Origin of the sequence: Bacillus sp. FSL M7-1020 (assembly GCF_038050415.1) — a bacterium.
GTDB classification, from domain to species: domain Bacteria; phylum Bacillota; class Bacilli; order Bacillales; family Bacillaceae_G; genus Bacillus_A; species Bacillus_A toyonensis.
Window position 1 is genome coordinate 2,943,157 of the sequence record NZ_JBBOTW010000001.1, and the last position, 20,050, is coordinate 2,963,206.

At 34.5% G+C, this 20,050-nt stretch carries 21 protein-coding genes, 2 pseudogenes, 1 riboswitch and 1 other annotated feature; of the genes and pseudogenes, 11 read left to right on the plus strand and 12 right to left on the minus strand.

Annotated features, from left to right (window positions below):
* Window positions 1–58 precede the first annotated feature (58 nt).
* Together MHB70_RS14960 and MHB70_RS14965 are read right to left on the minus strand one after the other, a co-directional pair.
* Window positions 59–622 (minus strand): maltose O-acetyltransferase, encoded by a 564-nt coding sequence (locus MHB70_RS14960; protein WP_000845607.1) that lies wholly within the window; start codon window positions 620–622, stop codon window positions 59–61.
* Window positions 623–843: 221 nt separating this feature from the next.
* Window positions 844–1,842: a tryptophan--tRNA ligase gene (locus tag MHB70_RS14965; protein WP_061529489.1), complete on the minus strand. Its 999-nt coding sequence runs from the start codon at window positions 1,840–1,842 to the stop codon at window positions 844–846.
* A 50-nt stretch (window positions 1,843–1,892) separates the two neighbouring features.
* Window positions 1,893–2,100: a binding site (T-box leader), on the minus strand.
* A gap of 135 nt (window positions 2,101–2,235) precedes the next feature.
* Here MHB70_RS14965 and MHB70_RS14970 point away from each other — a divergent pair.
* Window positions 2,236–3,393, plus strand: a complete 1,158-nt coding sequence (locus MHB70_RS14970; protein WP_000241778.1) for a 1-deoxy-D-xylulose-5-phosphate reductoisomerase — start codon at window positions 2,236–2,238, stop codon at window positions 3,391–3,393.
* A gap of 28 nt (window positions 3,394–3,421) precedes the next feature.
* Here MHB70_RS14970 and MHB70_RS14975 read toward each other — a convergent pair whose 3' ends face one another.
* Window positions 3,422–4,543: an AI-2E family transporter gene (locus MHB70_RS14975; protein WP_000416922.1), complete on the minus strand. Its 1,122-nt coding sequence runs from the start codon at window positions 4,541–4,543 to the stop codon at window positions 3,422–3,424.
* Window positions 4,544–4,606: 63 nt separating this feature from the next.
* A complete protein-coding gene (locus MHB70_RS14980) occupies window positions 4,607–4,780 on the minus strand; it encodes a GlsB/YeaQ/YmgE family stress response membrane protein (RefSeq protein ID WP_080451797.1) in 174 nt (57 codons plus the stop codon).
* Between the two features lie 231 nt (window positions 4,781–5,011).
* On the opposite strand from MHB70_RS14980, the gene MHB70_RS14985 reads away from it, so the two are divergent.
* Both MHB70_RS14985 and MHB70_RS14990 read left to right on the plus strand, forming a co-directional pair.
* Entirely contained in the window at window positions 5,012–5,467 is a 456-nt protein-coding gene (locus MHB70_RS14985) for a GNAT family N-acetyltransferase (protein WP_000602698.1), read from the plus strand.
* Between the two features lie 43 nt (window positions 5,468–5,510).
* Window positions 5,511–5,653, plus strand: a riboswitch (cyclic di-AMP (ydaO/yuaA leader).
* Between the two features lie 99 nt (window positions 5,654–5,752).
* A complete protein-coding gene (locus MHB70_RS14990) occupies window positions 5,753–5,896 on the plus strand; it encodes a hypothetical protein (protein WP_000945246.1) in 144 nt (47 codons plus the stop codon).
* Window positions 5,897–5,950: 54 nt separating this feature from the next.
* On the opposite strand, the pseudogene MHB70_RS14995 reads toward MHB70_RS14990, so the two are convergent.
* Window positions 5,951–6,702: pseudogene (locus MHB70_RS14995) on the minus strand (class I SAM-dependent methyltransferase).
* A 41-nt stretch (window positions 6,703–6,743) separates the two neighbouring features.
* On the minus strand, window positions 6,744–7,286 hold the full coding sequence (locus MHB70_RS15000) for a CGNR zinc finger domain-containing protein (RefSeq protein ID WP_002093554.1): 543 nt from the start codon (window positions 7,284–7,286) through the stop codon (window positions 6,744–6,746).
* A 112-nt stretch (window positions 7,287–7,398) separates the two neighbouring features.
* Between MHB70_RS15000 and MHB70_RS15005 the strand changes: the two genes are divergently transcribed.
* Window positions 7,399–8,595 carry an MDR family MFS transporter gene (locus tag MHB70_RS15005; protein WP_061529491.1) on the plus strand — a complete coding sequence of 399 codons (1,197 nt, stop codon included), beginning with the start codon at window positions 7,399–7,401 and terminating at the stop codon, window positions 8,593–8,595.
* 82 nt (window positions 8,596–8,677) lie between these two features.
* Here the strand turns inward: MHB70_RS15005 and MHB70_RS15010 are convergent.
* A pseudogene (locus tag MHB70_RS15010) lies at window positions 8,678–9,590 on the minus strand (tetratricopeptide repeat protein).
* A gap of 372 nt (window positions 9,591–9,962) precedes the next feature.
* On the opposite strand from MHB70_RS15010, the gene MHB70_RS15015 reads away from it, so the two are divergent.
* Both MHB70_RS15015 and MHB70_RS15020 read left to right on the plus strand, forming a co-directional pair.
* Complete coding sequence (locus MHB70_RS15015) at window positions 9,963–10,343, plus strand: hypothetical protein (RefSeq protein ID WP_000727885.1); 381 nt, start codon at window positions 9,963–9,965, stop codon at window positions 10,341–10,343.
* A gap of 76 nt (window positions 10,344–10,419) precedes the next feature.
* On the plus strand, window positions 10,420–10,659 hold the full coding sequence (locus MHB70_RS15020) for a DUF3923 family protein (RefSeq protein ID WP_000747675.1): 240 nt from the start codon (window positions 10,420–10,422) through the stop codon (window positions 10,657–10,659).
* Window positions 10,660–10,771: 112 nt separating this feature from the next.
* On the opposite strand, the gene MHB70_RS15025 is transcribed toward MHB70_RS15020, so the two are convergent.
* The 4 genes from MHB70_RS15025 to MHB70_RS15040 form a co-directional block, all read right to left on the minus strand.
* Window positions 10,772–11,323, minus strand: coding sequence for a DUF2179 domain-containing protein (locus tag MHB70_RS15025; RefSeq protein WP_000938448.1), 552 nt, complete (start codon window positions 11,321–11,323; stop codon window positions 10,772–10,774).
* A gap of 200 nt (window positions 11,324–11,523) precedes the next feature.
* Window positions 11,524–11,937: an ATP synthase subunit I gene (locus MHB70_RS15030; protein WP_000613866.1), complete on the minus strand. Its 414-nt coding sequence runs from the start codon at window positions 11,935–11,937 to the stop codon at window positions 11,524–11,526.
* A 52-nt stretch (window positions 11,938–11,989) separates the two neighbouring features.
* Window positions 11,990–13,318: a hemolysin family protein gene (locus MHB70_RS15035; RefSeq protein ID WP_000402262.1), complete on the minus strand. Its 1,329-nt coding sequence runs from the start codon at window positions 13,316–13,318 to the stop codon at window positions 11,990–11,992.
* Window positions 13,319–13,437: 119 nt separating this feature from the next.
* Window positions 13,438–13,845: a MerR family transcriptional regulator gene (locus MHB70_RS15040; protein ID WP_000285643.1), complete on the minus strand. Its 408-nt coding sequence runs from the start codon at window positions 13,843–13,845 to the stop codon at window positions 13,438–13,440.
* Window positions 13,846–14,162: 317 nt separating this feature from the next.
* Here MHB70_RS15040 and MHB70_RS15045 point away from each other — a divergent pair, with 317 nt between their 5' ends.
* The 5 genes from MHB70_RS15045 to MHB70_RS15065 all read left to right on the plus strand — a co-directional run bounded on the left by MHB70_RS15045 (window position 14,163) and on the right by MHB70_RS15065 (window position 18,972).
* On the plus strand, window positions 14,163–14,876 hold the full coding sequence (locus tag MHB70_RS15045; RefSeq protein WP_061529492.1) for a hypothetical protein: 714 nt from the start codon (window positions 14,163–14,165) through the stop codon (window positions 14,874–14,876).
* A gap of 115 nt (window positions 14,877–14,991) precedes the next feature.
* Window positions 14,992–15,759, plus strand: a complete 768-nt coding sequence (rfbF, locus tag MHB70_RS15050; protein WP_000648794.1) for a glucose-1-phosphate cytidylyltransferase — start codon at window positions 14,992–14,994, stop codon at window positions 15,757–15,759.
* Between the two features lies 1 nt (window position 15,760).
* Window positions 15,761–16,816: a CDP-glucose 4,6-dehydratase gene (gene rfbG, locus MHB70_RS15055; protein WP_000204568.1), complete on the plus strand. Its 1,056-nt coding sequence runs from the start codon at window positions 15,761–15,763 to the stop codon at window positions 16,814–16,816.
* A 12-nt stretch (window positions 16,817–16,828) separates the two neighbouring features.
* A complete protein-coding gene (locus MHB70_RS15060; RefSeq protein WP_000435756.1) occupies window positions 16,829–18,052 on the plus strand; it encodes a class I SAM-dependent methyltransferase in 1,224 nt (407 codons plus the stop codon).
* Complete coding sequence (locus tag MHB70_RS15065; protein WP_000723096.1) at window positions 18,049–18,972, plus strand: NAD-dependent epimerase/dehydratase family protein; 924 nt, start codon at window positions 18,049–18,051, stop codon at window positions 18,970–18,972. The genes MHB70_RS15060 and MHB70_RS15065 overlap by 4 nt, the downstream gene beginning before the upstream one ends.
* Here the strand turns inward: MHB70_RS15065 and MHB70_RS15070 are convergent.
* Window positions 18,941–19,729: a glycosyltransferase family 2 protein gene (locus MHB70_RS15070; RefSeq protein ID WP_000570311.1), complete on the minus strand. Its 789-nt coding sequence runs from the start codon at window positions 19,727–19,729 to the stop codon at window positions 18,941–18,943. The genes MHB70_RS15065 and MHB70_RS15070 overlap by 32 nt on opposite strands.
* Window positions 19,730–20,050 lie beyond the last annotated feature (321 nt).

The window sequence follows — 20,050 nt, forward strand, 5'->3', positions numbered from 1 at the left end:
TTAACATTGTCTATACAATACGACACCAGTTTATTCAATCATCCGTGAAAAACGATTTCTATAAGTCTATCATTTTCATAACTTTGGCTGGGTTACCACCAACAACTACATTACTAGGTACATCTTTTGTCACAACTGCTCCTGAAGCAATTACAGCATTGTCTCCAATTGAAATACCAGGGTTAATTATAGCTCCCCCGCCAACCCAAACATTGTTACCAATCTTTACAGGTTTCCCATATTCTTTGCCAGAATTCCGTTCTACTGGATGCAACGGATGCGTAGCAGTGTAAATGTGAACACCAGGTGCAAACATACAATTATCACCGATTCGAACTTCACAAACATCTAAAATCACACAATTAAAATTTGCGAAAAAGCTCTTTCCAACATGGATATTGTAACCATAATCACAACGAAAATCAGGATTAATGTGGGTTTTCCCATCAGCTGAAGAACCTAAAAGCTGATTTAATAACGTAAAACGTTGTTCATCTCCTGTCTCCATTGCCTCGTTATAAAGGCGTGTTAAACGTTTTGCCTCCACCCTATCAGCCACTAATTCTTCGTCATCTGCAATATACATTTCTCCCGCCAACATCTTTTCTTTTTCCGTTTTCATAGAATCATCTCCTTTGTAATCAAATGAGTCCTACTTATTAAACCTCTTTAATAAGCGACTTTAATTACACTTATTAAACACTTTTAATAAGTATCCCTATATTAACATACTTTTTAAAATGTGCAATTAATAAATTTAGAAAGACGATGCGAATTCCTCATTTTGCATGTAGATATAACGAATAAATAATTAAAATTCATATAGAAAAAACAAGGGAACGCTCAGCGTTCCCTCTCAAATCCAATCCGTTTTTTAATTTCCACCAAATTCACCTTCGCAATAGTCCCTGCCCTCTCAGCACCTTTTTCTAACGCTTCATATAGTAAATGCGGTTCATTCATATACGTTGCGTATTTTTCCCGAGGTCCTGCTAACTCACGATCTACAACGCGAAATAACTCTTTTTTTACATCGCCCCATCCGATTCCAGTTTCATATTTTTCACGCATTGACCGAATTTCATCTTTTGTCGCAAATTCTTTATAGATTGTAAATAACGTTTCTAGTTCTTTCGGTTCATTTGGAAGTGAAGAATCTGTTTTTATTTTTAAAATAAGCTTTCGTAGTTTTTCTCGCTCTGCAAATAACGGGATAACATTCCCATAACTTTTACTCATTTTTCTTCCATCAAGACCAGGTAAAATTGCCCCTTCTTCTTGCACTACATACTCTGGAAGCGTAAATGTCATGCCAAATGTATGATTAAAATGCGTCGCAATATCACGAGCAATTTCAATATGCTGAATTTGATCTTTTCCAACAGGTACATGAGTAGCTTGAAATAATAATATATCAGCCGCCATTAAAATCGGGTACGTATATAACCCCATATTCACACCTGCATCAATTTCTAATCCCGCTTCTTTATTTTGCTCTACCTTCGCTTTATATGCATGGGCACGATTCATAAGCCCTTTCGGAGTTAGACAAGCTAATATCCAAGCTAATTCCAAAATCTCTGGCACTTCTGTTTGTCGATAGAAAATAACATCTTCTCCAAGTCCGAGTGATAACCATGTAGCTGCTACCTCTTTTGTATAACTACTGAACTTCTCTGGATCATGCACTGCATTTAACGCATGATAATCAGCTATAAAGTACAATGCTTTTCCTTCATTATTTTTTGACATTTGCAATGCAGGTTTAATTGCACCAATATAATTTCCTAAATGCGGATAACCCGTTGGTTTAATTCCTGTTAACATTATTTTTTCGCTCATACTAACTCCTCCTTTCTCAAAATAAAAAACAAAAAGAGTCTCTCATCCTTAAAAAGGACGAGAGACTCCCGCGGTACCACCTTTATTAGCTATCATTAGCTCACTTCATACTTCGATAACGTGAAGTAACCGTCTTTACCTACTCATTTCAGTTAGAAGCTCCAGAGCCCATTCCATATTCATCCCTTACTGATTCCCACCACATATCAGCTCTCTGAAAAGTTTTGAACATGTACTCTTCTCTTTCATTGCTTTTTCGTTTTTTACAGTTTATCACATTCCCTTTCCAATTAAACCCTAATTTTCTGTTTTATATAGCAGGAATTTCCACCTTAATTGTCTAATAATATATAGGTTTGCAGAAGTAATCGAAACAACTTTGGAGGTTTTTTCATGGTAAAATATATATCCATTTTAGGTTCAACAGGATCCATTGGCACATCTGCATTAGATGTCGTTTCCGCTCATCCTGAACATTTTAAAATCGTCGGTTTAACCGCAAATTATAATATCGATCTTCTCGAAAAACAAATTGAATCGTTTCAGCCTCGTATTGTAAGCGTAGCGACAAAAGAATTAGCGGACACATTACGTTCTCGTATTTCAACAAATACAAAAATTACATATGGAACTGATGGTTTAAATGAAGTATCTACCCATCCTGATACAAATCTTGTATTAAGTTCAGTTGTCGGTGTTTCAGGTTTACTCCCAACAATTGAAGCATTAAAGGCGAAGAAAGATATCGCCATCGCTAACAAAGAAACTTTAGTTGCCGCTGGTCATATCGTAACTGAACTAGCGAAACAAAACGGATGCCGCCTAATTCCAGTCGATAGTGAGCATTCAGCTATTTTCCAATGTTTAAACGGAGAAAATAATAAAGAGATTGAGAAGTTAATTGTCACAGCTTCTGGCGGCGCTTTTCGTGATAAAACACGTGAAGAAATGAAAACATTACAAGCGAAAGATGCTTTAAAACACCCAAACTGGTTAATGGGAGCAAAACTAACGATAGATTCTGCCACGTTAATGAATAAAGGGTTTGAAGTGATGGAAGCTAAATGGCTGTTCAATATTCCTTATGAAAAAATTGATGTTATGATTCATAAAGAAAGTATCATTCACTCCTTAGTGGAATTTATTGATGGATCAGTCATGGCACAGCTCGGTGCTCCTGATATGAGAATGCCGATTCAATATGCGTTTCACTACCCTACTCGACTACCTTCATCCTATGAAAAATTAAATTTATTAGAAATTGGTAGTTTGCATTTTGAAAAACCAAATTTAGAGAAGTTCCCCTGTCTACAATACGCATTTGAATGTGGCAAAATTGGCGGTACAACTCCAGCCGTATTAAATGCAGCGAACGAAATTGCAAATGCACTATTTCTTAAAAATGAAATTGCATTTTTTGATATCGAAAAAACAATTTACAATACAGTTGAAGCTCATCATAACGTAAAAGATCCTTCACTCGATGCTATATTAGAAGCTGATCAATGGGCACGCCAATACGCAAATCAATTATTAATAAAAAAGAGCTAAAACAGTTTTCTCTGTTTTAGCTCTTTTTTTACGTATTCAATTTTACAAATCTATAACCATGTGTAACTAACACTTTTAATATCGCATATCCTGGAATTGCTAAAACTATCCCCATAATACCGAATAAATTACCAGCAGTTAAAATGATAAAGATTATTGTAATCGGATGGATATCTAGCTTTTTCCCCATTACTTGCGGGGAGATAAACTTACCTTCTGCTAATTGCACAACCATCATAACGATAATTACCTTTAAAACCATTCCTGGCGAGTCAATAAATGCGATAATTAACGCTGGAGTTATTGCAATAACTGGACCTACGTACGGAACGATATTTACAATCATCGCTAAAATAGCAAGTAATACCGCATATTTAATACCAATAATAAGATAGCCAATTAATAGCATGATACCGATAAACAAGCTAACGATAATTTGCCCTCTTATATACGAACTAATCGCATAATGCATATCATCTAGTATTCTCATTGCTGCCGGTTGTCTTTGCTCTGAAATAAACTTCAAAAAGTGATTCGGTAATTGTTCACCATCTTTTAATAGATAGAACAATATAAACGGAACCATGACAAATGTTAAAACAACTTCTGTAAGTGTACTTAAAAATCCAGTTACATTTCCAGTTACTGATGATAATGACTTTGTAAAATCAACTGTATAGTCTTTTACTATATTCGCTACATCAATATTTAAATTCTCCTGAATTTTACCAAGTAGATTACTTTCCCCAAATCTACGTGCTGCTCGTTCGATTTCATGACCGAAATACGGTAAGTTATCTATTAATGCATCAATTTGATCTTTAATAATAGGGATAACCGTTACAACTAAAAACACAAATAATCCTAGTACTATTAAATATATCGAGGCTATCGATACGATTCTTGAAACACCTTTCTTTTCTAAAAGTGAAACGAATGGGTGCAAGATATAAAATAGCACTCCGGCTAATAATACCGGGAAGAATATTGTTTTTAAAAAGACGATAAACGGAGTAAAAACGAAAGAAATTTTTGTTAGCAATAATATGTTAATGAACAATAATGCAAATCCAAGTAACACTGCTAAATAATTTTGTTCCCTAAAAAACTTTTTTAACTTGTCTCTTTTTCTTATATTTACTTTTTCCAATGAAACCACCTCTTTGAATGATGAAAAGCCCTTACTCAGGGCTTTTCATCATTATCTATATCTTTATTTCCTTGCAGCTTTCACTACAAATGATACAATAAGAATTAATACGATTGCTCCTAATAATGCTGGCACGACATGAATTCCACCAAATGATGGCCCAAAAGATCCAAATAATCTACCACCTAACGAAGCACCTATAATAGCACCAACTATTAATGTGATAATCCATCCCATTTTTAGTCCTCCATTTCTATTATAGTTTGTATGATCAAATACAAGAGTAACAAAACTCTCATATAAGATTACTAATTCATTTACACTAACCATATTCTGCTATAAAAATAAACGCAAGGACATTATATGTATGGAGATACATATATTATATGCAAAAAAGAAAATCATTGTCAAACTTACCCAAAAATCAATTATATTAATATACCATATTCAAAGGAGGCTTCATTATCTATGATTCTTAATTTAAATGCCACTTCTTTTGAAGTTGCATCATCCATTTTACAAGTTCAAATTCCATCTTATAAAGTTGAAGCAGATTATTTAAACAGTACTGCAATCCCCCGTTTATATGATACTGTAAACGATATTCAAAATTGCGGTGAAACATTCTATGGATATTTTTCTGAAAATAAACTTGTCGGCTTTATTTCTTTTATGCAAGAAGAACAGCTAATTGATATTCACCGACTAGTTGTATCGCCTGATTTTTTTCAAAAAGGAATTGCAACGAAACTCTTAAGTTATATATTTAACATGTTCCCTTCTTCCATGGCATATATTGTACAAACAGGTAAAGCGAATACCCCTGCTATTGCATTATATAAAAAACACGGCTTCATTGAAGTAACCGATATAACAATTACCGATCGTATGATTCTTACACAACTGAAGAGACAGAAAACATAAAATAGTTTGACTTATTAGTTTATTTATGTTATCTTTTACTTTATAATACCTTTTGCTGAGTCCAAATTTTGGAGCGGGGGAACCATTTTTGTAGCAATGCTACTTGGGGCGAATCTTTTTTAAGTAGGGATACTCTCACTTCCCGAGTCCGACAGCTAACCTCGTAAGCGTAATGGGAGAGGAAGGTGCTTTTTGCCTATGTTACACAGTATACCTCCTTAACTATAAAATCTGGAATCGATATCATTTTAGAGACCTATATTTATAGAAAAGGAGAGATGTATTATGTTACGTTTATCTGATCACGCAATAAAAATGATGGAGCAAAGACTTCGACTCGAACAACACCGCACATATCAAGCAAATAAAGTTGTAGATAACTTACATCACAAATACTTTTTCCAACATATTTTTCAACCAAAAAGATAAGTACTGACCTTTAACAAAATACAGCGCACACTAAAAAAGCGTGCGCTGTATTTTTCATTTTCTTGCCTTCACAATAAAAGTAGTCGGCACCATTCTAGCTTTATATAAAGAATAATATTTCGTAGACGGCTCAGCTAGTTCTTCATCAAACGAGCTCGATGGTTCAGGCTCTTCTATTCTCTCAATTTTAAATCCCACTCTATTTAACTCATTTATGTATGTACTTATTTTTCTCTTATATAATGTCGCTTGTACATTTTCTCCTTTAAATGTTTCAAACGTAATAGGCGCTCATGATAAGAAGACTTTATAGCAACTTCTTCTGTACCCTACTGTAAGTTTGAATATACTGGGTGCTCCCAACTAAAAATAAAACTTCCTCTTGGCTTTACATATGAATAAATCAGTTCCAACGTTTTTCTTAAATCCGAAGTCCAACCTAATGCATAAATGGAATATACAATATCAAAATACCCTTTCGGAATATCTCCTTCCTCTTCCATTGCTCCGCATATTAACTTTGGATTCCAATCCTTTAACGTCTTATTCACTATTTCAATTTGTGCACTCGAAAGATCAAGCCCCCATAATTCCTCTGCCCCTTGTTCCGCCATATATTACAACGAATGCCCACTTCCACATCCAATATTAAGTACCTTTTTATCTTTAATTGAATCGAACAAATGAATCTCATCTTCAGACGCCGTATACGGTCCATATTTCGGTAAACAATCCACTTGAAAGAAATAAGGTGCAACTGTATCCCAACACTTTTTATTTAAAGCTAACATTTGCGTACCTTTCATATTCTACATTCCCCCATCCATTTTGCTTTCTCTAATATTAATTACATATCATAACCAGATCGTCCTTTTCTCTTCGCCCGGTAGTTTTTCACTTTCGCAATCGTACCGCATGCTCTTCCTCCTTCTTCTCCAGCATACATACCGCACCATCTTTTACTTCCATTTCGCGAATGATCATAAAATACCCAGCGACAATCCGGACATGCTTTTAACCTTCCCCACACATTTTCTTGAATTGACATTAACACAATGTTTAATACTTTTGTATACACATTCTCTTCATATACTGGTTCATATGTAATACCTTTCATATCTTCCTTTATATGTACATGAAATGGGTATTTTTCTAACCATTTTTGCAATGATCCTTCGCCTTCAATTGTCATCCGAATATCTTCTCGAAAACCTCTTAATTCCTCTATCGTATGAAACGGAAACTCTTCATGAAAATATTTATTCATAAATTGCTTTATATTATCTTCTGTTTGCAGCAAATCAATTGCTTCTCTCGTATCATTTGGTATTCTCCATGTATTTAAAAATTCTCGAATATATTCTAATTCATGTGGTGCGTTCTGATTCAATTCCATTCACCTTCTTCTTAAAATTTACTTTTTTCTGACTTTATGTATAATTATAATATAAAATAGTTAACCATTAAATAATTTTACCGGTTACAATATTAGGAGGAGTTTTATGAAAAGTTTCTCAATACCGATACGTTTCATGCTTATTTCTTCATTCTTTATGTCTTTTGGGTATTTTGCAGTATACGCATTTTTAGCTATTTATCTATTAACCTTTCTTCATTTTTCTGCTGTCCAAGTAGGAACAGTATTGACGGTTATGACCATCACATCACGAGTTATCCCATTATTCTCAGGGTTAATTGCTGACAAAATAGGCTATATCATCATGATGATAGCCGGATTATTTTTAAGAGGAATCGGATTTATCGCTTTAGGAATATGCTCTGATTTCTATACAATTTCTATTTCTTCTGCACTTATTGGCTTCGGAACCGCATTTTACGAACCTGCTGCTCGCGCCATATTCGGCTCACAACCAGCTCATATGAGAAAAAATTTATTTACATATTTAAACCTGAGTTTTAATTGCGGTGCAATAATTGGACCAATTGCAGGAGGATTCTTACTCTTACTCGATTCCATCTATGCTTTCTTTCTAACAGGATCACTTATGCTGTTATTCGCTTTTATCTTTTACTTACTTAAAAATCACTTCCAAGTCACTACTGAAAACACATCTATTACATTAGGAATACAGGCTATCTTACAAAACAAGCCTTTTCTTCTGTTTTCATTTATCATGATTTTCTTCTATATTATGTTTACTCAGCTTACTGTCGCACTTCCACTTCATATGAAAAACATTAGTAATAGCAACCAGCTTGCTACACTCGTTATTACGATAAATGCAATAACAGGCGTTATATTTATGGTGTTATTTCGAAGACTATTTCACAAATACAACACGCTGTCGATTATTAAATACGGTATTTTATTAATGGGCATTTCCTTTTTACTCATCCCTTTATTCCAGCACCCCTATTGGTTATTTATTTGTGTAATTTTATTTACAATTGGTGAAACACTCGTATTACCTAACGCTGATATCGCTATTGCAAATTACAGTAACGAATCATATACAGCTACTTACTTCGGATTCTATCAACTATCACTCGCATTTGGTTTTATCATCGGTAATTATACCGGTACATCTTTTACATCCAACTTAAACGGAATGTATACACCATGGCTTATTTTCAGCGGAATAGGACTTATTGGTTTTATTTCACTACATATTTTAAATATAAAAAAAGGATTACCTAAGGAGGATATATACCTATGTAATGATACGAAACATCTTTAACAAATTTCAGTCGAGATGGTACCTTTAGACAAGCAACCTATAATAAAAAAATTCGACCGTCATGTTTGACAGTCGAATCTCTTTATTCTTCATATTCAAGATGATTATGTCTTTTACAACCAAATAAATAGCCCCCCTATATGACAAGTTTCAAATTCTAACCCTGGAACATATCCAGATTTGATACGTTCTATCATTGTTTTATAACAATTATTCTCTTCTGTATATTCCTCAATTAACTCTTTCTTATCTTTTTCTGTCCAGTTTTCTTCTACTTCTTCAGTCTGAACATCTTCTATTTCTGCTGTTTTCGCTTCGATAGATTCCCGTATCACTTCATTTATACGCGTGAAATTATTAGCTTTATATAGAGCATAAACAAATCTACCAATCCAATTGGGGCTTTTCCAAACTTCTTTGTATCCCCTTTCGAACCATTCAATTGCTTCTTTATAGCAATTCAACTCGACATATAAATCTGCTACATGAATTTCTCCTATAAGATCATCAGATTCCCTGTTAAAAGTATCTAACTTCTCTTTCGCTTCTGTCGTTCTCCCTAAATCAATTAAACATTTTACATAGCTATACATGATATAGTCCGAATCCCCTGCAACTCGCAAGAAAAATTCCGAAGTTTTTTCCAGCTCTCCAAGGTTATAATGAGCTACAGCTACATTGTGATATGCTTCATTGGATGGTTGAATGGAAATAGACTTTTGTAATACTTCTTTCGCTTCTTCCCACTTTTTTTATTTTATGTAAATTTCCCCTAAGATGTTATAAGGAAAGTATGAGGAAGGATTCAACTTAACAACTTCTTTTATTAATTCAAGAGCTCTAGCATCATCCTCTTCCTCATAAAAGTACATCCAAGCAAGATTATTGAGAGATTGCACACCTCTAGATTCATGTACCGCTCGTTGAAATAGTTCCATTGCTTTCTCATATTCATTTTGTTCAAACATTTCAATTGCCTTCTCGTTAATGTTCAAGTAACTACCTCCGAAGTGAATGAATTCATCTATTCCATATTATTATTTTAAAATGTAACAATTTTAATTTCCATAAAAAATAAGTTCACTTCGTATTAAGTTCTTTCTCCTATCTACATTTCATCATATATTTGGATATCCAATTCGTAATGATTTTAACAACACCGCTTTCGAAAGAAAATATATATCTACTGTAAAAATACTGATTTACAACAATAAGTAAACTTTTCAATCTCTCTTAAACTGGATATACACCCTGTTACATTTTACATATTATGGTACAATTGAAATGAGTACTAGCTAAACATTTACGCTCCACACTAGCAGTTTAGCAATGCCAAAATCAAAAATCACTTGAAATTGGGGGATGTTATGAAAAAGAAATTAATTGTTCTTCTATTCATCGGAATCATATTATCAGGATGTTCAACTATAGCAGAAAATTCTTTAGAAACCGGAAACGGAAGTATGGAATTATTAACACCAACGATTACAACAAAAGATAATGAATTAGAAATTAAGACGGAAGGTATTGATGAAAATAAAGTAACTTTTATTTATGTCGCTAATAAAAAAGTATTGGAACAAAAAATAAAGAATAGTGAATCCTACAAACTTGATATTACAGGTATCAATGATGCTCATAGGACAGACTATAAGCCAAAAGTTCAACTTTTGCAGACTAAGGATGATAATAAAGATGGAGAGATGATAACTTTTAAGCAAGTTAGATATACAGTTAAAAAAAATTAATTTTAGAGTTATTTCATTATAAATGTAACGTATGAAAATATACTTTTAACAGAGGGTAAATGTAAGGGGTGCTAACATGAAAAAACGATGGATTTCTTGGTGGATTGGTAACATATTTTGGATTATCCTTTTTGGAGTGTGGGCAGCTATTATTTGGCTACGAGATGTCGATGGTGCTGGTGTTACTCAAACATCCGAAATTAAATCAATATCACTTATTGTTTTATTAATCGCGTTTATCATACCGATATTTATTCAAGTTATATGGCTAATCATTAATTTGAGGGTTAGTAGAAAAAACAATTATACGATTTAGTTTTTTAAATTAACAGATACATACTTTTTATAAAAAAGAGAGGAATCTAATTCGATTCCTCTCTTTTACATATGTGATTATGCCGTGCTTTTAAAGCGGCACTATTCCCTTTTTACGATGCATGATCGTCTTTCTTCTTCTTCAACAACGCTCTCTTCTTCATCGCCTTCGTTAAATATCCGCCTTTAAACGAACGGATTTCATAAGAAGACATAAACGCTTTCGGTGCAATTTCATTAATAATTTCTAAAAGTTCTTTCTCTCTAGAGCGCTTTGCAACGATATCTAAGCGATAACGTATAGAATTAATTCCTTCACCTTCAAATACTGTAACGCCAAATCCACAGTGACGTAATTCATCTACTAATTCATTACAACGGTCTAGTAAACTAACTTGATACGTAATATATCCAATTGCTAATTTATTCTCTATATAACCGCCTAATAATAGTCCCGCACTAAAGCCGATGACATAGGCAACGATGTTCATCCAATTTGATAAATCTTGAAACACAATCCCTAAACTGACAATGTAAATAGCTCCTTCTAACAATCCTACACCAGCAGCGGATCTTGTTTGATTCTTTACAAGCAAAATCGTTCGGATTGTTAATACTGGAACATATATAATTTGAAGCACAAAAATAAGTAACGCTTGTAACATTGGTATCCACCTCTTTCAAAAAGTCTTTTGTCATGATAACATACATAAGCTTTAGAAATCGATGGGTTTTTAAATTTTTTAAAATTATTTTTCGTACTATTGAAAAACCGAAAAAAGAAGCGTATTATATTTGTCGTGAATTTGATTCCTGTCATTCACTCGCTTAAATAAAAAAAGGAACCCCCATTAGGCCCCTTTTATTATAGCTCTATGTTATTAGAAGCCTTTTCTCTTCGCTTCTCTTCTTCTTTTACTAACTGTATATTTGCATAAGCTAAATTCGCAATCATTAAAAAGTGACCACCTAAAATACCTGTACCAAATGCCCACATTTCCATTTCATGCTCAATTTCATACATAATGATAGCTCCTAAAATTGCAGCTGCAAATCGGTTTAAAACCCCTAATCCAGGAGCCTTTTCTTTCATTACAATACTTCTTCCTAGTTTCTCCACCCTGCGAGCTAATAACCAAAGACAGTATGCACTTACAGCTAATCCAATACCGAATCCTGTCACTTGTTTTCCAAACGGAGTAATCGTCCACATAAGTAGTAAACCACTAAAGATCGCATACAATTGTAATCGATATACACGTAAGGCTTCTTGAATCAAAATATCCGCTCCTAATTCCTCATTTTTTATGCTTTAGAAGAAAAGCAGCAACTTACACAGTTGCTGCTTTCTCTTCTTCTTGTTCTTGTTCCATTTTACGAATTTCAACACGTTTAATTTGGTAAGCGTCTTTTTCTAACACTTTAAATTCATAACCTTCTGCTTCAACATGTTGTCCTTCTTCAATTTCATGATTTTGCATCATAATCCATCCACCGATTGTATCCACATCTTCTTCTTCAATGTGTAATCCAAACAGATCTTTTACTTCTGAAATAAGCACTTTTCCATCAACAATTTTATGGTACTCGTTCACATGTTGAATTGGTGGTGCTTCATCTTCATCATATTCGTCACGAATTTCGCCGACGATTTCCTCCAAAATGTCTTCAAGCGTTACAATTCCAGCTGTTCCTCCGTACTCATCATATAAAACAGCCATCGGAATTCGCTTCTTCTGCATTTGCAGTAATAAATCGTGAATTGGAGTTGTTTCCATCACTTCAATAATCGGACGCATATACGAGCGAATTGACGATAAATCTTTTTGATCCTCGGTCATATATCGAATAAAGAAATCTTTTACATTGACCATACCGATAATATCATCTTTATCTTCTCCAAAAATCGGATAACGTGTATATCGCTCATTTTGGATTACTTTCATGTGTTGTTCTACTGAATCTTCAAGGTAGAAACCAACGATTTCTGTTCGCGGTACCATAATCTCTTTTGCAATGCGATTATCAAATTCAAATATATTATTTACATACTTGTATTCAGCTTGATTAATTTCGCCACTTTCATAGCTATCTGAAAGAATAAGACGCAATTCTTCTTCTGTATGAGCTACTTCATGTTCAGAAGCTGGTTTCAAACCGAATAAACCAGTTATAATACGAGCTGAACCGTTCAATACCCAAATAAATGGATACATGATTTTATAGAACATCATTAACGGCGTTGCCAATAACAACGTTACTTTTTCAGCCTTTTGAATTGCCAACGTTTTCGGAGCTAACTCCCCAACTACAACGTGTAAATATGTCATTAGCATAAAAGCAAGACCAAAAGTTAATACTGATGAGATAGAAGGGTTTATGTTCCATTTCTCAAATAACGGGTGTAATAACTTTTCGATTGTCGGTTCACCTAACCAACCTAATCCCATAGCTGTAACTGTAATACCTAATTGACAAGCAGATAAATATTCATCTAAATTTGTTGTTACCTTTTTCGCTGCTAAAGCACCGCGTTTCCCTTCCGCAACAAGCTGATCAATACGACTTGAACGTACTTTTACAATCGCAAACTCTGCTGCTACGAAAAATCCAGTAAATGCGATTAAAATCGCAACCATGACTAAATTAAATATTTCCAATGAATCCCCTTAGTTAAAAAACTAAGGTGTCCACCTCCTGTATACTATAATGTTTTCTTATTTGTTCGTTAGAAAACATAGCCCGATACAAAAATTAAAGAGGTCGGATTTCACTTATTCTATAATAATAGAGCAAGTGTCTGTATTAAAGCTGTCGTTTGACATGATAAAGATTTCGATATTTTTTCACGTTGTGAATCAGTCAATCCATCTAAAAGCGGCTTTAACTCTGTTAACTCTGCTTCTAATCGATGAATATGGTCTGTCACTTCATTCACTTGTTTCGAAACGTGTTCATTGATACCGAGCAGCTTCTTGTTCTCCTCGATTTTCTCTTTAATCTCACAAAGCGGCATATGCATTTCTTTGCACTTCTCAATAAATTGTAATGTCTCAAATGCTGTTTCGTCGTAATAGCGATAATTAGATTGAGATCGCTCCGCTTTCAAGATACCTAGATTCGTATAATAATCAATCGTTCGTTTCGACACGTGAGCCATGAGAGCCAACTGTCCGATTCGATACACCTTCCCAACGATCTTCCCCCCCTTGTTTATATTACTACCATCATACAACACATAAACTGTACAGTCAAACGTGATGGTTTGTTGTTCACAATTTATACAAACTTACAAGATCAACCTACTATTACACCCGTAATTTACGGCTATACAATAAAATTACTAAACTATTACCTAATCAATATATAGCCCACACCTTTTAACCTTTCTTATTTAAAAGCATATCCTACTAATAACGATTGCCTGTATAGGAGGAGATTGACATAAAAAGGACTATCATTTCTCATTTTTATAACGAAGAGTATTTACTCCCATGGTGGCTTATGCATCACACAAAAATATTCGATCACGGTATTTTAATTAATAGAGGTTCTACTGATCGTTCCGTAGAGATTTGTAAACTACTCGCACCCCACTGGGAAGTGCGAGACTCCAGATTTCTTGAGTTTGATCCAACTAATACTGATATTGAAGTGATGGAAATTGAAAGAGAAGTTTCAGGTTGGAAAATCGTTTTAAATACTACAGAGTTCTTTTGTTGTAATAATAAAGAAGAGTTTTTCTCATCTCTTCATACACTAGGACAAAACATGTATGCGATTAGAATGATTTTAATGATAGATAGTCATATTTACAATTATTCAAAGCCAAGATATTCTATCCCATTAGTAGAACAACGATACCACGGTGTCTTCCCTTATAACCCAAAACTCGGGTGTGCTTGGAGATTTATTCATAATCATCTAGATGGTGCATATTTACCTGGTAGACATTATTCACGGCACGGGAATATAGTTTATGACTACCCTTCATTTATTTTTAAATTTTATTTTAGCCCTTGGAATGAACAGTCCAAGGCAAGAAAATTACAAATTACACCTACCCTTTCAAAAATGGGTATTCAAATGGGACTTCAAACACATTACGGTCAATCTCCTGAAGAATTGGAAACCCGTTTTTTAGAACTTAGTAACGTAACACAAGACCTCCGTAATAATCCTGAATATCAAGAATTATTTCCAAAGTTCAAACCTTAATGTTTTCTGCCTTGCCATCACCTCACACAATTTCATCCGTTTAATCAAAAACAATCTCATTTGCATAAAATATGAATACTGTATATATAATAAATTTTTATTTTAGGAGGAAAAAATGAAAGCTGTTATTCTTGCTGGTGGGTACGGTACAAGAATTGGGGAAGAAACACATTTAAAACCAAAACCTATGATTGAAATTGGAACGAAACCTATTCTATGGCACATTATGAGTTTGTATAGTCATTACGGGATTACTGAGTTTATTATTTGCTTAGGCTATAAAGGATATGCAATTAAAGAGTTCTTTCTAAATTACAACTTACACATGTCCGATTTCACAATACATTTAAGCGATAACACAATTACTAGCCACTCTCATCGTGTAGAACCATGGAAAGTTACATTAATCGATACTGGTCTTAATACCGAAACGGGTGGACGAGTGAAAAAGATTCAAAACTATGTCGGAGATGAACCTTTCTGCCTCACTTATGGCGATGGATTAAGTAATGTAAATATAAAAGAACTGATTGCATTTCATAAAAAACATGGAAAAATGGCTACTGTTACTGCCGTACAACCTCCTGGTAGATTTGGTTCTCTCATATTAGATAAACAGTCTGTAACATCTTTTCAAGAGAAACCACTAGGTGATGGTGGATGGGTTAACGGTGGGTTTTTTGTTTTAAATCATGATATTTTCAATTACATTAGTGGAGATAAGTCTGTTTTTGAAACCGAAACTTTAGTTCAGTTAGTCAACAAAAATGAACTGGCAGCATTTCAACATACTGGTTTTTGGCATCCAATGGATACATTACGTGATAAGAATAAATTAGTCGAGTTATGGGAAAATAATAACGCTCCATGGAAGGTCTGGTAATATGACTTCATCATCTTTTTGGAATAAGAAAAAAGTATTTATTACAGGACATACTGGCTTTAAAGGCTCATGGCTCACCCTTTTTTTAACTTCTTTAGGCGCAGAAGTAATCGGCTATTCTTCTCATCCTCCATCCATCCCTAACCTTTTTGAACAATGTAACGTAGCGAAAGAGTGCACAACAATGAAAGGAGATATTACAGATTACGATTCTTTATTACATGCCATTGGGCACCATAAACCCGACATTATATTTCATTTAGCAGCTCAACCAATCGTCACCACTTCATACAAAGATCCTATTGAAACATTTAAAACGAATGTTTTAGGTACTGTTCATGTACTAGAAGTAGCAAAGTACGTCGAAAGCGTACGTCTCATTATTAATGTGACAAGCGATAAATGTTATGAGAATGATGGGAGCGGTAATCAAGCATTTGTAGAATCCGACCGTTTAGGGGGCTATGATCCATACAGTGCTAGTAAAGCTTGTGCTGAATTAGTTGCAACATCGTATCAAAAATCTTTTTTTCACACGAACACCCTTTCACTCGCCTCAGTAAGGGCAGGCAATGTCATCGGTGGTGGTGATTGGGCAGAAAATCGCTTATTCCCAGATATCATTCGTGCATATTTACAAGACCATCCTTTAAGTATTCGAAACAAAAATGCTATCCGACCGTGGCAACATGTTTTGGATCCTTTACATGGATATATCCTTTTAGCTGAGAAACTTTGGAAGCATAAAGAGTATGCAGAAGCATGGAATTTCGGACCAATTAACGAGGCTAACAGAACCGTCCATGATGTCATTCAATCTGTAATAAAATTATGGAATAAACCATTAACAATACTTTCTCCCACTATAAATACTCCTTATGAATCACCTATTTTAACACTCGATAGTACAAAAGCAGTAAATAAACTAGGCTGGACTCCTAAGCTATCAACAGAAACTGCTATCGCTTGGACCGTTGAATGGTACGAAAAACATGCATCCGGTGAAAATATAGAATCGTTCACACGACAACAAATCGAAGCATTCAAAAATTTATAAGGGGGCTATAAAATGGAACAGAAAAAATGCCGTTTTTGCCACTCATTACTAACAAATTCGTTTTTAGATTTAGGCGTCTCCCCTCTCGCCAACTCATTTATAGCTCCAAAAAACTCATATAAAATGGAACCTTTTTATCCGCTGCACACATTTGTTTGTAATTCTTGTTTACTTGTGCAATTAGATGAATTTGAATCACCTAATAATATTTTCCATGATTATTTATACTTCAGTTCTTATTCCTCAAGTTGGCTACAGCATGCCAAACAATACGTAGAAATGGCAATTGAGCGATTCCATTTAACGAAAAATTCGCAGGTAATTGAAATCGCAAGTAACGATGGGTATTTATTGCAATACTTTCTTAAAGAAAACATCAATACGTTAGGAATTGAGCCAGCAAAAAATGTAGCAGAAATCGCAATTCAAAAAGGAATTCCTACTGAAGTGAATTTTTTCAGTAACGACTTAGCAAACAATCTTCCACAAGCGGATTTAATCATTGCAAATAACGTATTAGCACACGTTCCGAACTTGCATGATTTTGTCGCTGGCCTAAAAACATTATTAAAACGAGATGGTACGATAACAATTGAATTCCCCCACCTATTAAACCTTATATCTTGTAAGCAGTTCGATACTATCTATCATGAGCACTTTTCCTACTTCTCACTTATAAGCCTTCAAAAAATTTTAGCTCATCATCATTTACAAATTGTTGATGTAGAAGAACTTTCAACTCACGGTGGTTCATTGCGTATTTTCATAAAACATCTAAGCGCCCAATCAACTATCCATTCCAATGTTACAAATTTAATCCAAAAAGAAATAGATCACGGGCTAGATACATTAGATTGCTATCTCCTTTTTTCTAAACGAGTGGAACAATTGAAAATAAATATTTTAAAGTTTTTTATTGAAGCGAAAGCTTTAAACAAACAAATTATCGGCTACGGCGCTCCAGCTAAAGGAAACACCCTTTTGAATTATTGCGGGATAGGTAAAGAATTTCTAGCATATACAGTAGATAAAAATCCTCACAAACAAAATCTCCTTTTACCAGGAACTCGTATTCCAATAAAGTCTCCAGAAGAAATTAAACGTACAAAACCAGATTACATTCTCATACTTCCTTGGAATTTGAAAGACGAAATTATGAAGGAATGCTCTTTCATTCGTGAATGGGGTGGCAAATTTTTAGTAACTGTTCCAGAAGTTGAGGTGATTGAACCATGAAGAAGATCCTTGTAACAGGTGGTAGTGGATGGATAGGTAAATATGTTGTACATTCCCTTATACAAAAAGGGTATGAAGTTCACGCCACATACAATAGAAATAAACCGTCTCACCTTTCCTGCCATTGGCATAAAGTAAACTTGCTTTGTGATGACGAAGTAAAACAATTTATTTCAGACATTAAGCCTAGCGACCTCATTCATTTAGCTTGGGAAGCGGTTCCTCCTGCATGCTACGTATCCATTAATAATTTCTATTGGCTAAAGTCCAGTATCTCATTGATTCAACACTTTACAGCATGCGGTGGAAAACGTATCGTTGTAGCAGGTACTGGCGCAGAGTACGAGTGGTTTAACGGTATTCTATTTGAAGATTCTCCGCTCCTTTCCTATAAAACCCCGTATTCATTATGTAAAAATGCACTACATTCCTGGTTACAGTCGTATGCACAACAAACCAGCCTCAGCGTATGTTGGGGACGAATTTTTCATATGTATGGCCCTCATGAGCACGGCAATCGACTCATTTCTAACATTATCACTTCTTTATTAAAAAACGAGGAAGCTCTATGTACACATGGAAAACAATCAAGAGATTTCCTCCATGTGGGTGACGTCGCTAACGCTCTTGTCACATTATTAAACTGCAACGTTACAGGCACAATCAATATCGCTTCTGGTCACTCTGTACAAATTAAAGAATTAGCTTCTATCATTGCTAAAAAAATAGGAAAAGAAAATTTAATTAAACTAGGCGCTATCCCTTTTCCTAAAGATGAACCTTTATTCGTCGGCGTGAATGTGGAACGTTTAACAACTGAAGTAAACTGGAAACCAACATACGATTTAAATACAGGAATTGAAGAAACAATTTTATGGTGGGAATCATCTATACAAAAACATACCGATATGCAGCACTAAAACGTAAATCTTGCGCTCCTCTCGCTAAATCCTTATACCATTCTTCTAATTTTTCCGGCGTAATAATATGGTGCGTACCCATTCCTCCATGCTTACTAGCTTCAGAAAGCGTCGGACCAATTTGTAACTTTCTCTTTCTCATCGCATCGTTCCACGGACTAAACCCAAACCATAATATACAAGCAAGAGGCGGATAGATCATAGATTCATGCGCTGATAAATGTCTTCCAACCGTATAACTTCCGTGTTCATGATTATGAATAAATCTACCTCTTCTCCATAACGGCCAATCTTCTGGTAAATAACCGTGAAATCGCTGTTTCATTAAAGGGATTCCAAAGTTAAGGTCCGGATAATTATAGTTAGGATCATCAACCATAATAAGCCCTTCCAGCCAATACATCCTCCCTCCCAATTCATTTAGCGATTTCCAAAACTGATTTTTATCTTGCACACAAAGAAACTCAGTCGTATTTAAAATCATTTTCCATCCTTTTACTTCTTGTTCTACCCTCATCACTTCATGATCTGTCGCAAATGCATCAAACTCTGGATTTACAGAATCTCGTACTTCCCAATGCGGTGCGAACTTCTTACAAATTTCGACTGAACGATCTGTAGAACCTTTATTAATTAAAATGCCATGATCAAACAGTTTCGTATGATGAATAAGCCACCATGGTAATAAATACTCTTCATTATAAAAATGAGAGATAACGGTTGTAGTAATGTAAATCTCCTCCTCTTTCTCTATCAATCTATTTTTTCATACTACTCTTAATATACTTACCAGTTATGTAATTGGTTTCTTTTATTTTAAAAATATGTTTTTCTACCATATACTATGCTTTCTTAGACAACCACCGTTTCCATTCTCTAAAGATTCCACTCCGTACAACAATAAACATCCAAATAAACTGAAAATTAAGTTATAATATCATTATAAAATATGAAGGAGGAATGCACTCATGTACTACAACACTTCATTCGAAAACGATCAACCTGTAGGCCGTCTATAAACTAAGACGGGCATTCATTTAACACATACACTTTGCCTCGTCTTAGGGAACTCATAATG